Source organism: Halobacteriovorax sp. GFR8 (assembly GCF_050955245.1).
GTDB lineage: Bacteria > Bdellovibrionota > Bacteriovoracia > Bacteriovoracales > Bacteriovoracaceae > Halobacteriovorax_A.
This window is the reverse complement of record NZ_JBPBLR010000002.1, coordinates 2,469,099-2,482,538: the sequence shown is the minus strand read 5'-3', so window position 1 is coordinate 2,482,538 and position 13,440 is coordinate 2,469,099. Positions and strand designations below refer to the sequence as shown.

At 37.5% G+C, this 13,440-nt stretch carries 15 protein-coding genes; 7 read left to right on the top strand and 8 right to left on the bottom strand.

Going from position 1 to position 13,440, the window contains the following annotated elements; genetic code table 11:
* Positions 1–9: 9 nt before the first annotated feature.
* Both ACRXC1_RS12430 and ACRXC1_RS12425 read left to right on the top strand, forming a co-directional pair.
* A complete protein-coding gene (locus tag ACRXC1_RS12430) occupies positions 10–345 on the top strand; it encodes an HIT domain-containing protein (protein ID WP_433659235.1) in 336 nt (111 codons plus the stop codon).
* A gap of 100 nt (positions 346–445) precedes the next feature.
* A complete protein-coding gene (locus ACRXC1_RS12425) occupies positions 446–1,483 on the top strand; it encodes a hypothetical protein (RefSeq protein WP_433659233.1) in 1,038 nt (345 codons plus the stop codon).
* 26 nt (positions 1,484–1,509) lie between these two features.
* Here ACRXC1_RS12425 and ACRXC1_RS12420 read toward each other — a convergent pair whose 3' ends face one another.
* The 6 genes from ACRXC1_RS12420 to ACRXC1_RS12395 are packed head-to-tail and all read right to left on the bottom strand — an operon-like array spanning position 1,510 to position 6,122.
* Positions 1,510–2,301 (bottom strand): hypothetical protein, encoded by a 792-nt coding sequence (locus ACRXC1_RS12420; RefSeq protein WP_433659231.1) that lies wholly within the window; start codon positions 2,299–2,301, stop codon positions 1,510–1,512.
* Positions 2,294–2,878 carry an ATP-binding cassette domain-containing protein gene (locus ACRXC1_RS12415; protein ID WP_392912648.1) on the bottom strand — a complete coding sequence of 195 codons (585 nt, stop codon included), beginning with the start codon at positions 2,876–2,878 and terminating at the stop codon, positions 2,294–2,296. Before ACRXC1_RS12415 ends, ACRXC1_RS12420 begins: the two co-directional genes overlap by 8 nt.
* Complete coding sequence (locus ACRXC1_RS12410) at positions 2,878–3,783, bottom strand: metal ABC transporter substrate-binding protein (RefSeq protein WP_392912650.1); 906 nt, start codon at positions 3,781–3,783, stop codon at positions 2,878–2,880. The genes ACRXC1_RS12415 and ACRXC1_RS12410 overlap by 1 nt, the downstream gene beginning before the upstream one ends.
* Positions 3,773–4,843 (bottom strand): outer membrane beta-barrel protein, encoded by a 1,071-nt coding sequence (locus ACRXC1_RS12405; protein ID WP_433659229.1) that lies wholly within the window; start codon positions 4,841–4,843, stop codon positions 3,773–3,775. The genes ACRXC1_RS12410 and ACRXC1_RS12405 overlap by 11 nt, the downstream gene beginning before the upstream one ends.
* A complete protein-coding gene (locus tag ACRXC1_RS12400; RefSeq protein ID WP_433659227.1) occupies positions 4,836–5,471 on the bottom strand; it encodes a hypothetical protein in 636 nt (211 codons plus the stop codon). The genes ACRXC1_RS12405 and ACRXC1_RS12400 overlap by 8 nt, the downstream gene beginning before the upstream one ends.
* Positions 5,472–5,492: 21 nt before the next feature.
* Positions 5,493–6,122 carry a hypothetical protein gene (locus tag ACRXC1_RS12395; protein ID WP_433659225.1) on the bottom strand — a complete coding sequence of 210 codons (630 nt, stop codon included), beginning with the start codon at positions 6,120–6,122 and terminating at the stop codon, positions 5,493–5,495.
* Positions 6,123–6,294: 172 nt separating this feature from the next.
* On the opposite strand from ACRXC1_RS12395, the gene ACRXC1_RS12390 reads away from it, so the two are divergent.
* Positions 6,295–6,753 (top strand): Fur family transcriptional regulator, encoded by a 459-nt coding sequence (locus ACRXC1_RS12390; RefSeq protein ID WP_392912658.1) that lies wholly within the window; start codon positions 6,295–6,297, stop codon positions 6,751–6,753.
* A gap of 40 nt (positions 6,754–6,793) precedes the next feature.
* Here the strand turns inward: ACRXC1_RS12390 and ileS are convergent, their stop codons facing one another.
* Entirely contained in the window at positions 6,794–9,925 is a 3,132-nt protein-coding gene (gene ileS / locus ACRXC1_RS12385) for an isoleucine--tRNA ligase (RefSeq protein ID WP_433659222.1), read from the bottom strand.
* Between the two features lie 164 nt (positions 9,926–10,089).
* On the opposite strand from ileS, the gene ACRXC1_RS12380 reads away from it, so the two are divergent.
* The 4 genes from ACRXC1_RS12380 to ACRXC1_RS12365 are packed head-to-tail and all read left to right on the top strand — an operon-like array spanning position 10,090 to position 12,896.
* On the top strand, positions 10,090–11,526 hold the full coding sequence (locus tag ACRXC1_RS12380) for a hypothetical protein (RefSeq protein WP_433659220.1): 1,437 nt from the start codon (positions 10,090–10,092) through the stop codon (positions 11,524–11,526).
* Positions 11,504–12,058: a Maf family protein gene (locus ACRXC1_RS12375; protein WP_392908621.1), complete on the top strand. Its 555-nt coding sequence runs from the start codon at positions 11,504–11,506 to the stop codon at positions 12,056–12,058. Before ACRXC1_RS12380 ends, ACRXC1_RS12375 begins: the two co-directional genes overlap by 23 nt.
* Positions 12,037–12,405 (top strand): DUF167 domain-containing protein, encoded by a 369-nt coding sequence (locus ACRXC1_RS12370; RefSeq protein WP_433659218.1) that lies wholly within the window; start codon positions 12,037–12,039, stop codon positions 12,403–12,405. Before ACRXC1_RS12375 ends, ACRXC1_RS12370 begins: the two co-directional genes overlap by 22 nt.
* On the top strand, positions 12,402–12,896 hold the full coding sequence (locus tag ACRXC1_RS12365) for a hypothetical protein (protein ID WP_392908625.1): 495 nt from the start codon (positions 12,402–12,404) through the stop codon (positions 12,894–12,896). The genes ACRXC1_RS12370 and ACRXC1_RS12365 overlap by 4 nt, the downstream gene beginning before the upstream one ends.
* Before the next feature lie 24 nt (positions 12,897–12,920).
* Here the strand turns inward: ACRXC1_RS12365 and ACRXC1_RS12360 are convergent, their stop codons facing one another.
* A complete protein-coding gene (locus ACRXC1_RS12360; protein ID WP_021268392.1) occupies positions 12,921–13,112 on the bottom strand; it encodes a hypothetical protein in 192 nt (63 codons plus the stop codon).
* Positions 13,113–13,440 lie beyond the last annotated feature (328 nt).

Genomic DNA, 13,440 nt, shown 5'->3' with positions numbered 1-13,440 from the left:
AGAAGCGTAATGAGTGATTGTTTATTTTGCAAAATTTTAAATGGTGAGATTCCTTCAACAAAAGTATTTGAAAATGAAAATGTCTATGCATTTCAAGATATTCAACCCTTAGCAAAAGAGCATTATCTATTCATTCATCGCAATCACTCAAAGAATATCAATGAGATGAATCGTGATGATATGGCCCAAGTCTTTGATGCCATTAAAGAATTCACGCAGTCTAATGACCTCGAGAAAAATGGCTTTCGTGTTGTTTCAAATGTTAATCAACATGGCTGTCAGAGTGTTTTTCACACGCATTTTCACCTAGTTGGAGGTGAGCAGCTTAAGGGATTTGGCGCTTAAGTATCCCACAATTAAAAAGTTCTATTTCAAATTAGAAATATAGCCTCCTAAGGATTGATTTTCGCTATAACGGCAAAAATTAATTCTAAGGAGATTTTTTATGCGTTCAATTTTTCTGATTCCCATTATCCTACTTCTTTCATGTGGTAAACCAAATGAAAGTGCATTTGTTGACCAAAATTTTAACCCGAGCTTTAAAGGCCAGTCACTTATTGCAACTCAAATTCAATGTCAGTCAATTAAAACCAATTTTTCAAGTGAAGAAATTTCTTGTCCAACGACATTTATCAATGAAGAGAAGCTGTTCTTATTTTCTATTGACCAAGAAGATATTGATTTTAATACTGTAAATGGTTTTTCTCTTATCACTCTTAGGATTTCTACTAACGCTGATCTTCAGGCTCGTTTCTACCTCGTTTCAAAATATGGCAAACGTCTAAGTGAAACAGTTTTCTTTGATGGAAAGAGCGATCTGATCTTTAAGGAGAAGAATGTTGGAGACTTCCTTGCGCATGAGGTTTATCTAAAATTGGAAGATTATTATACAGGTGGAGTAAAACCGATATCTGTACGTGATGAAGATAACCAAAATTGTGATACAGGGCTTTTCAATGTCGAGGATGTAAATATTGAAGATCTTCGTGGCCAGTGTCCAAACTTAAAAATTATCACAAATCTTAAGGCGATCGTTAATGCCCCTGTTTATAATGAAAATTCTGGCTTTAATATGGAAAACGTTGATTATTACATTCCTCCAACTCGTGGAAAAAATCCATTTAATGGAAAAAGCTATACTATTCCAGCTCCTCTTTTTCGCTTAAATTATCGTATTTTTAAATATATGAGTGAGCAAGAGTTAGAAGTTAATAGATTTTATAACATTGTAAGCGACGAGTTTGGACTTGATATCAAAGAACTAGATAATGAAGTTTGTGCAGAAGAAGGAATTTTAGAAATACAGTCTTACTCAGAATTAAAAAAGAAATGGATGACTCTTGACGACCAATCTGCACGTAAACAATCGTTTCAAACGATTCATATAAATGGTGAATATATCGATTTTAAAAGTAATTATAAAGTTAAAAGATGCTATTCGGTTAAACCTAAATTAAGTGGATATATCCTTATCAAGGAATAAAGGAAGCCTCCGTAATGGAGGCTTCCTTATTTTATCTTTGAAAGGATAGCTTTAACTACATATAATAGTAACGCTAGTATAATTATTTGTATTGGTGTGGTGCTAATCCTTTCAAATATAATAGACGCTGCGAGGCCAAGCATTGCAGCAAACATGGCAATTGGTATTAAGGTTATCGTTGCTCCCTTCTCACTCTTAAAAGAGGCGCCAAGAATTAAAGCCGGTAGCATTAAAAAACTCATTGTATAAAGAAATCCAAGAACATAGAGAGAAGTTATTAAAGGAATTGTAAAAAGAAACAACTCAATGAGAGATTGTTTTGTTGATCCAAGAACACTTATTTCAAATGTTCTTCTGTTTATCGCTTTCGCTAATACCCTATAGGAAATTCCAAAAAGAATAAATGAAGATATCGCTAGAATATTTTCAAATTTAGAGGCCGTAACCATATTCCCAAAGAAGCCGATACTCATATGAGAATCAAGCTGAGGGAAGTAACTGATTAAAAGATATTGTAAAGACGAAAGAATCAGATAGCCCCCCACCATGAAATTATTCTTCTTATTATTCTTGATTGTAATTCTATGAAGAATATATTTTCCTGCTGCAAAGAGGGCATAGCTAAAGAGAAAGCCTGAATACTGATCATGGAAGTATAATTTCGCAATTAAGTTTCCAAGCATGGCAAGCTGAGAGAGAAGAAAAATCTCTAAAATATTACCACGAGAAAAGTAGTGCTTTCCTATTTGAGTAAGCCCTGCAGCTGATAGGGCCGCAACAATAAAAGAGAGTTGATAAAAGACAAATAGGCTACTCATGGCGTTTAACCTCTATAGTCTTTAAACGATTCTCTGGTATATCAATGACATGATGACTCACTAAAATAATTGTAATTCCATAGACTGTACTAAGTTTGATTAAAAGGTCTGAAACAATTTTAATCGACTCAATATCAAGATGATTAAAGGGTTCGTCTAAAATCAAAACCTTTGTTTGCTTTGATAGGCGAGTGAGAATCATGACCTTTTGTTTTTCACCACCACTTGCATCTATCCATCTTTTCTTCTTAAGAGAAGTCGTGATTAGCTCATTATCTTTATCCATGACCTCGTAGAGATCAAGTATTTCACCAATGGTATAAGAGAAATTCGTATTTGGATTTGTTATTTGTGGAAGATAGGATACTGCCTCTAGAGGGATTGACCACTTGTATGATCCGGCTAAGCTCGCAACCTTTCCAAGTATTGTTTTTATTAGAGTCGTTTTTCCACTTCCATTTGTACCTTGGATATAGAGAATCTCTCCAGCTTTAAGGCCAAGGTTTATCTCACTTGAAAGTGGATACTGATAGCCAACGCTAAGATTTTCTATGTTAAGGTAAGTCTCTTTCATCATTACTTTTTCTTGGCATTCTTTAGAATATCATTAGCAATATTGCTTAGAAGTTCATCATATGTTCTTACTTGCCCTTTTTTTTCAATACTGATTGGAACTCGACTAACGTGAACTCCACTCATCTCTTGAAACTTATCTGTAAGTCCTTTTGGGGATGTCTTTGCCGCAAGGGCAAGGGCAACACTTTTTTGTTTTGCTTCAATCGCAACTCGGGCAAGTCTGCCTGCAGAAGGAGGGACTCCTGGGACTGATTCAATAGCACCTGTATTAACAATTCCAAATTCTTTTAAGAAGTAAGAGAACTCTCTGTGATATTCCATAAACCTTAGGCCTTTCATGCCTTTTAGTTGATTTGATATCTTATTCTTTAGATTGTTTACATGCTTTTTTGTACTTTCAAAGTTATTCATGTAGTAAGTGGCATTTTTAGAATCCATATCAATAAGAACATTAAGCACAGTTTCGGCACCTTGGAGATACGCTGTCGGCCCTAGGTGATAGTGAGGATTTCCTTGTGGATGGACATCGCCATGTGAGCGGTCAATCTTTCCTGTAGGTATATCTATTGCCTTTACCGTCTTTCCTGTTTCACAAAATCCTTTTCCACCTGGTTGAATATTCTTATTACCTGATCGAGTAAGGATCTTTGGTGCCCAACCAACTTCAAGATCAAGACCTACCATACAAAAGATATCTGCATTTGCGGCCTTTGCAATAAAGTGAGGCATGGCATCCATGAAGTGCGGATCTTCAGTTCCATTTAAAAGGGATTCAACTTCGACCTTTTCTCCACCAATCTTTTGAGCAAGCCAAGCGATATCTGTTGTCGTTGTTAAGACCTTTAGCTTTGCCATTGTATTAAAGCTAAAAATTAAAAAAATAATTGTTATGATTCTAGAATTCATGGGCCGGATGACTCCCTAGTATAAAGACAAATTGTAATGAAAAACGTGTGTCTTTCGCTGTTGTTGCACCTTCTTCGCGGTCAAATTCATGTGAGATAGTTGGACGAATCTTTGCGAACTCACTGGAAGTGTATGTAGTTTGAACGAGGGCACCGTAGCTAATATTATTAATTTTTTTTCCTGTTAATGAGTTTCTCTTTGAAAGATCCTTGAATGCATCAAGACGAAAACCGACACTTGTTTGGGCTCCTGTTGCAAAGTCATTAAATACATAGAGACCTAATTGTTCAGTGAGATCACCAGTAATATCTTCTTCACTCTTGTACCAAAACTCAGATTGAAGAAGGTAGTTGAGGGTTTTTCCTTCTTTCCATTTTCCAGTTAGATCAAATCCAGCAATCATCATTTTATTATCTTGAGCATCTGTGCGCCCAAGGTAATTTAATCCCAGTTCGATTCCATTTGTTGTACTAAATGGAGCAAAGCTTGAAAGTCTTGCATAGTGAGTAGGAGATTTAGGTTTACTTCCAGCAGTATGTGAATGCCCATAACGATGGCCACTCGTTACACCTACTGTAAGATTCATATTTAAATTAGAAGGGATAAGGTAATTATATTCAACACCAGCATCAAAGACGCCTTCTTCTGCAAAAAAGGTACGGTGTACTTTTGGTGCTCTTGTAAAGGCCCAGTCATGCTGATGAAAGCGATTGAGTCTTCCTATTCCTAGAAAGAATTGCCCAACCTTTAGATTAGAGCGTGGAATCAATTTTGAAGTTGCAATATAGAGTTCGTGAAGTTCAAAAACTGTTTCACCATTTTCATCATGGGCCGCAGCGCTTAGAACTCCATCAAATTGATGATCAATAGGAGCGTAGAACATAAACTCTGCTCCTCTCATCGTAAGCTTATCTTCAGCAAGACTTCCTTCATTTAGACCTTGATCGTAAACGATATCACCAGCGACAGAAAGCTCAAGCCCTGTGCCAATAAAGGCAAGGGCATGAGAATTAATAAAAATTATAAATGAAGTAAGAATTAATTTATTTAAATTATGCATTTGAAATGGCCTCTAAAGGTCCCTCTAAAATTATGACTTGAGACTTATCGCCCTCAAATCCCCAAAATGTTCCACTAGCTCGTCCAACACCTAGCCATACATCAAAGGCAAAGTCTTCGCTATTATAAAGACAGTCACCATCAAATGTGCACTCTTCAGCGTCACTATGCGCACCATTGTAATCCCAAACGAGGTGGTGAATATCTGTGTGATCATTGTGAATATCAATATCAAGATCAATGATTTCGATATTTTCAAATTGAGTTAATTCGATTGAGTCAGTAAGTCCGTTAAGTGTCATCTCTAGTGTTACTACACCATTTGTTCTTGTGAATGTGTAGACAACTCCACCACTTAATTTCTTTGAAGCAAAGAAGTAGAACTTAATGGTCTCACCATTATTAAGTCTAAACTTTGTTCTAAAATTATGTCCTGAGTTTCCACCGTTATCGACAGTACCATTTAAACGGTAGCGGTTGTCGCCGGACTTAACGGCGTCAAGACCTCCCACTAACTCAGCAGAGTTAGGGAGTAGGTTAGCACCTGTATTTGAACCACTAAGCTCACCACATGAAATTAGCAGTGAGCTTAGAATGAATATTGAAATTATATTGGCGATATATTTCACAACTTCTCCAAGGGCCTTTAATTAAAGTGAAGGCTCGTTTTCACCACTTAGTCTGTAGTGACAGCTAAAGTCTGCTTCATGTCCATGAGTGTGGCAAAGAACGTAGATTGTTTGAGTTTTACCAGTGATGTTGTAATTGATTTTTGTCCAAACATCAGCACCGTGATCATGATCGTCTTCAGCTTTTGCAAGGTGGTGGTGACCATGGTCGTGATCATGATCATCTTCAATGCTAAGCCAAACTTTCACAGCTTCAACTATTGAAAGGTCATTACCTTTACGGCTTAATGTTTTTTCAAATTTCGCCAGAGCTGCCTGATTTGCATTTTTAATGTAATCTAGAGTGATTTCTGCATCTTTATGCTTGTGATCGTCACCTTGAGTGTATGACTCTTCATGGCATGCTGGTACTGGCCCATGGTAGTGACAACCATAAGTGATATTAATGTCGTGCTCATTAAGGACACTAACAACAACTTCGTGACCTTCTAGTTCTGCGTTCCAAGCGATAATTGAATCAGCTCCAACTTCAATTGAAGCTTGCGTAAGAGCAACTTGAGTTGTTTTTAGAATATCTTGCCCGTTAAGTTCTGAGGCATAAGTACTTGCAGTAAATAATAGAGATGAAATAAGGATTGCGAGTGATTTCATGCTTTTCTCCGTTTTTTAGTTAGTTATTAACTTTAGTGAACATTTTCTACCACCTACAGGGCTTTATTGCAAGTTGTTTGCAATAAGGATAGGGTGTGATTGATACAATGTGTAAAATTGATTACAATGGTTAAGTTAGAGAATTAATTTTAATTATGAAGAGATGTATATAATGAGTAGAGTTGAAGACTTGCTTGAAATTCTTAAATCCCATGGCCTAAGGATTACTCAGGCCCGTCAGGGAGTGGTTGCCGTTCTTATTGTTAATGAGGATAGTCCATTAACACCAGAAGAAATTTATCAGTCAATTGTTAGTTCTAAAGAATTCAAATGTGATCAGGCTTCTGTTTATCGAACACTTACTTCATTTGAAGAGTTAGGTATCGTTAAGAAAAGTATTTTTCAAGGTGAGGCTGCAAGATACTCTTTATGTGGATGTGCTGAGCATGGTGAAGATCATGGCCATCATCACCATCATCACGAACATTATTTTAAATGCAATAAGTGTAACAAGATTGAACCACTAGATGGTTGTTTCCTATCATCAAAGGAAGAAGAGATGAAAAAGGATGGTTATACTGGCCTTAAGCACCATATTGAAATAACAGGCATTTGCCCGAAATGTTCATAAAAAAAGCCTCCGTAATGGAGGCTTTCTTTTTATGTAATTATTAAGCTTTTACAATTGTCATTTTTAGATTCTCATCATCAACCTTAAATTCATGATCTAAAGTTGCTTCACTTGCAGTTAGTGAGTTAGCAAGAGTTTCCTTTGTGATGTAATCAGTGTGAGTCTCAATTGCTTTTGCCAGAAGCTCTGTAGCAGCAAAGCTAACTTCAATTCTGTCTTCAACATTGAAGCCAGAGTCCTTTCTTGTTCTTTGGATTCTATTAACAACCTCACGAGCAAGTCCTTCAAGGATAAGATCTTCAGAAAGATTTGTATCGATATCAATTGAAATATAACGGTTTGAAAGGGCCTGAGTTCCTTCTTTTGCTTCTCTAAAGATTAAGATATCTTCAGGTGCAAAAGTTTCACCAGCAAGCTCTAAGCTTCCTTTCTCTTCAAGTTCATTTAGTTCTGAAGCACCAAGTTTTGAGATCAGTCCCATGAACTTACCAAATTCTTTTCCAAGACGCTTTCCTAGAACTGGAGAGTTTGGTTTTGCATATAGCTTGATGTAGTGGTCTTCGTCAGTTGTGTACTCAACAGACTTAACGTTAAGCTCTGATTGGATATAACTTTCAAGCTTCTTGATCTCATCTAAAAGTGCTTGGTCTTTGTGGATAACACTTAGACGAGCAAGTGGAGTCTTAACCTTGATTTGCACTTGGTTACGCTTTTGACGACCTAGTAAGATAATCTGTTGCATTCTATCAACGGCATCTTCAAGTACAGCATTCTTAAGTTCTTTATTTGCTACTGGGTAGTCACAAAGGTGAACAGAAAGAGTCTTCTCACTTGAGTCAAACTTCTTAAGTTCACTAAAGATATGCTCTGATAGGAATGGTGCAAACGGTGCCATGGCAATCGTTACTTCTTTAAGAGTTGTAAAAAGCGCAGTGTATGCTTGATTCTTGTCAGAAGTTAGACCTTCTCCCCAAAAACGAGAGCGGTTTAGACGGATATACCAATTCGTTAAATCTTCAATAAAGTGGAAGAGGGCAGGAACAACGTTATAAAGTTGGTACTGTGCCATTTCCGATTCAATATTTTCTTTAAGAGTTTGTAGCTTTGAGATAACCCAATTGTCAGTGATATTGTCACCGCTTTCAGCATGCTCATTAAAATTCCATCCATCAATTGATGCATAAGTTTGGAAGAATTTGAAAGAGTTTAGCCATGGAAGTAGGGCACGACGAACCATGTCTTTAACACCGGCATCAGTAAAGCGTTGCTCTTCACCTTTCACAAGTCCTGAGTTGATAAGATATAGTCTAAGAGCATCTGAACCGAATTCTTCCATTAGCTCATCAGGAGCTGTGAAGTTTCTTAAAGACTTACTCATCTTCTTTCCATCTTCTGCAAGAACTAATCCGTTAACAATAACGTTCTTAAAAGCTGGCTTATCAAATAGAGCTGTTGAAAGGATTGTTAGTGTGTAGAACCAACCTCGAGTTTGATCGAGACCTTCAGCAATAAATTCTGCAGGGAATCCGTTTTCAAAGATTTCTTTATTTTCAAATGGGTAGTGAAGTTGTGCGTATGGCATTGAACCAGACTCAAACCAACAGTCGAATACATCTGGAATACGCTTATAAGTCCCAGCTTCACCTTCGATTGTGAAAGTCACTTCGTCAGTGAACTCACGGTGAAGGTCTGTTAATTCAACACCAGAAAGCTCTTTTAGTTCTTCAATAGAACCAAGACACTTCATGCTTCCTGTTTCGTCGTTGATCCAAACTGGAAGTGGAGTTCCCCAGACACGTGTACGAGATACGGCCCAGTCACGAGCATTCTCTAGCCATTTACCAAAACGGCCTGCTTTGATGTGTCCTGGTACCCAGTGAATTTGCTCGTTATTAGCTACTAGCTTATCGACGATCTCTTCTACTTTTACATACCACTGAGGGATTGTACGATAGATTAGTGGAGTTCCTGAACGGTAGCAAAATGGGTAGCTGTGAACAAGGTTTCCGTGATCGTATAGTTTTGTATTATCTTTTAATTCTTTGATAATTTCTTTATCAGCATCTTTTACGTATAGACCTGCATATGTTGAAACTTCTTTAGTGAATTGCCCAGCATCGTCAATTGGACAAACTTCGGCCATCATACCAGCTTCTTTACAGATTCTATTATCGTCTTCACCAAATGCTGGAGCCTGGTGAACAATACCTGTACCACTATCAGTTGTTACGTATTCATCATTTAAAATTTTGAATGCACCTTCTTCTTTTAGATTTGCGAAGAAATCAAATAGTGGCTCATAAGTTAGACCAAGAAGTTCCGTCCCTTTAAAAGACTCACCAACAACTTCAAGATTACGCTTTTTAGAGAATGCCTCAAGTCTTGCTTCCGCGAAGATGATTGTGACACCGCGATCGTTATCTTTTACACGAACGTAGTCGATATCAGGCCCAACACAAAGAGCAAGGTTAGATGGAAGCGTCCACGGAGTTGTCGTCCATGCTGCTACATAATCGGCACCAGCTTTTGCAGGATCATCTAATTTGAAAAGAACAGTGATGGCCGGATCTTGCACGTCACGGTAGTCAAGACCAGCTTCAAAATTAGAAAGACCTGTACCAAGTCCTGTTGAGTAAGGAACAACTTTAGTTCCCTTGTAGACCATATTCTTATCCCAAAGAGATTTGAATACCCACCAACAAGATTCCATGAAAGTTGGGTCCATTGTCTTATAGTCATTATCAAAGTCTACCCAACGTCCAAGACGAGTGACTGTTTTACGCCATTCTGTTGTGTAGCGATCAACAATTGAGCGACACTCTTGGTTATAACCAGCAACACCAAGTTTTTCTAAAGCTTCGTGAGCAGTCATTTGTAATTTCTTATTGATCTCTTGCTCGATTGGAAGGCCGTGCGTATCCCATCCAAATCTTCTTTGAACGTAGCGACCTTTCATTGTCCAATATCTTGGAACGATATCCTTTAGAGTTCCAGCAAGTAGGTGACCGTGGTGAGGAAGACCTGTCGCAAATGGAGGGCCATCATAGAAAATATATGGCTCTTTCTCTTTTGTTTGCTCTAGTGATTTTTGGAAAATTTCATTCTCTTCCCAAAATTTTAAGACTTCATGTTCTGTGTTAACAAAAGAAAATTGTCCGTTATCCTGACTCATCGTATCAACCTTGTCTGTTATAGTTTTGCGTAAATTAATATTTGGCCCAAAATTTAACACGAAACCCATGATTTTGACAGTTTCGATAGGGCATAAAGTGCCGAAAAAGTCTCAATTTCTAACAGATTTAGGGCCAGTGGCCGAAATTGTCGATAAAGTTCATGATGCTACGTATTTTATTTATTTTGACCATTGCACTTTCTGCTCTTGCCAGCTCTTCTGAAGTTGAAACGAAGTTCAAGGACGATCGCAACTCTCTTATTAGGTGGGATCAAATTAAGGCCAAGAAATGGCTGGACTTTGATGAGTGGAAAGAAGAGTTACGCTTTAAGGAAAGTTATCCTTTGTGGCGTGATCTTGAGAAAATCTCGGGTATTGATGAAGAAATAGGTCGTGTCATAAAATGTGTGGGTGAGTGTACTCTTTTTCGAGCTCTTGGAAATAACCAAGTAGGATACCGTTCACTTATAAAAGAAAACGATGATATTGAAACAGGAGTTGATAGCTATCTTTGGCTTATGCTCTTTGATGGGACGCTTATTCGCATGTCCCCTGAAAGCTCTATTTCACTCAAAGAAATGAACGTTCTGAAAGAAGAAGTCTTTTTCAATATTCGAATGAACGTTGGAAATATCCTTTTAATCTCACGCTCAAAAGAAAAGCTTGCGGATCTTGAACAACGAGATACTGATGCCGTTTTCTTTCCGCTTCCAATTAATAAAACGAATCCTGTCGTATTCGATAAAAATGTTTCAATGAATGAATACCTTTTTAAAGATGGACTACGCTATAAGTCTCGTACCCGCTTCATTAATGAGGCCATTGAAAAGAATAACAAGAGTGTTGTGAGAAAGAGTCGCTTCTTTATTCAGTCGCCACTGTATTCTTTTGAAGCCTACGCTCCATCTTTTGAAACATATGTTTCGATAGGGGATGACAGTTACCTAAAGTTTAGGGACGAAGAACAACTTGGTTATAAAAATGAACTTTCTACGACTCCCAAAGTAAACCTTCGCGGTTATGAAAATGATAGTTTTGAAGAGCTTGAATATGGAAGTTGGTATAAGTTTTCATTTATAAATCGCAATATGTTTGTGACCAAAGATACTGAGGTTTTAAGTCAAAACGAATTATTTACTAAGCGTATCTACGGTATTTACTACACTCGTGAAATCTTCTTGAGTCGTTATGGGAAGCCTCTTTTTGCTACTGGTGATGAAGTTGAGCTTGCAAGAAATTTTGGTCTTAGACTTTGGAAAAAAGAAGAGTTAAAAAAGCGTCTCAATTTCTTATGGACTAACGTCAGAGAAGTTGAAACGACAAATCTTGCTATTGCTGATCGCTATCGAAAGTCTGTCCTAAGTCGCGCTAATCGCCGCGATAAAGAGGTATTACGAAAAGATTTTTACACGAAGGCACAAGAAAGTTACTATAAAGTTGGTGCGATGGAGAATGCGAGAAGCTATTTCCCAAAGCTCAATTCTGAAAAACAAGAACTATGGAAGAAGTTAAATGGTATCTACACTGAAATTTATCCTGGCCTCAGGAAGTCCACGTCGCAAGGAACTACTATCTTGGATGAAAGTTCCGATTCAAATTAAACCATCTGATGTTGAAGAAATAACAACGAAAGAACATCCTAAAGATATTGTCGAAGAGTTGGCCGAACTAAAAGGGCGAGACATCTTTTCACAAGAATTTCCAAAAGATGAAAAGGTTTTTGTTGTTGCTTCTGATACTCTTGTCGCCATAGGTGATAAGGTTTTAGGAAAGCCAAATGATCGCGAGCATGCGAGGCAGATGTTATTAGAGCTTTCTGGAAAAGAGCACGATGTTTTCACTGCTGTTTATATGGCATGTGGTGGTAAAGAATATACTTTTTCAAGATGTTCAAAAGTTAAATTCACAGATATTTCACCTGAAATCTTAGATCTCTATCTTGAAAGTGATGAGGCGCTCGATAAGGCCGGATCATACGGAATTCAAGGACAGGGCCTTCTCTTTGTTGAACATATGAGTGGCTCATATTCAAATGTTGTTGGTTTCCCTCTTGCTGACTTTATTGCTGAGATGAAAACTTTTCTTGATGATATGGGACTTGATAGCAAGAATTGGAGACAGTTATTCCAATAAGTGATCTTCTCCATTCAAAAAAACTAAATTTTACTACTGTCTCAAGTCGCGAAGATGAGTTGGTTCTTGAGGTTGAAGTCTGGGCAAAGCCTGGCGCAAAGGTTGAAAAGGTGAGTGTTGCGGAGACGGGACAACTCATTGTCAGCACTCAAGCTCCGCCTGAGGATGGTAAGGCCAACGCCGGTATTGAAAAGCTTGTTGCAAAGAAATTTGGCGTAGCAAAAAATCAGGTTCAACTTACTCATGGACTCCAGTCGAAGTTTAAAAAAATGGCCATAAGCTTCGTCTTTGCGCATAATAAAGATACTGAATATTACTTATCAAAGATAAAGAAGGCCCTAAATTGAAATCAGTTTTAATGACTCTTTTATTCATACCGACTCTGACTGTTTATGCTCAAGCAGATAAAGGTGAGACTCAATCTGAAAAAGAGATGAGTAAGGTCATGTACGCGAAAATCGAAGAGGTGAAGAATATCCCTCCAAAAGATTACGTGACAAGAACTCAGGTCATCAGAAAGGAAATTGATAAGTATATTGATCTTAAAAAAGGTGTTTGCTCTGGGGATTACTCGACATTTGTTTTAGATCATAAGGATATCGAATCAAGCCAGCATAAGTTAACAAAGATAGAAAAAGATCTATGCTACCGAGAGCTAAGAGCTTTTCAGGTTACTTATATCAATAACTTATTCATTGCCAAAAAGAATTATCTCAATCATTTACATGATGAAAGGCTAAAGAAATTAGAAGAAATACGCGAGGAAACGCTACGTAGCTTAAAAGCTACGTACGACAAGCAGCTAATTTCGCCTAAGCGAAACCGCAAAAGAAGATAAATAAGAAAGCAGCAAGCTTATTTCTTATTCCGCGTCTTCTTGAGTTGCTGTTCTACCAAGAACTGCGCGAGTTGGTCTTAAGCTTCTCACTTTTAAAAGTGATTTTCTTGGCTTAAGTGAAGCTGACTTACGAAGAGTTTGCTGCTTAATTTGACCAATTACGCTGTTGTTAGTGTTAGACGATAATTTTTCGTTAGATGTTTCTTGTGATGACATCTCCATCTCCTTATTAAACGATTAAAGGTTAAAAAATCACTTACCTTAATCGTAATAAGATTCAAGAGACTCCAGAACTCAAATCCGATTAGGTAAGTAGTTCATCTACTCGTAGAAAAACTACTCTCAATGGTCACTCCGTGACAAAGTTTAATAACTTAAATATATACTCGGCACAATCTCACTAGAAATTTAGCCTTTCCAAATATTTTTCCAATTATATCACGAGGTTAGGAATGGTGCAACACAGCTATCACTAAGGGATTTGGGCGTCAATGAAAATGCATTAACCACTTGTAATTACTAAATAGATAAGGCAAATTACTAC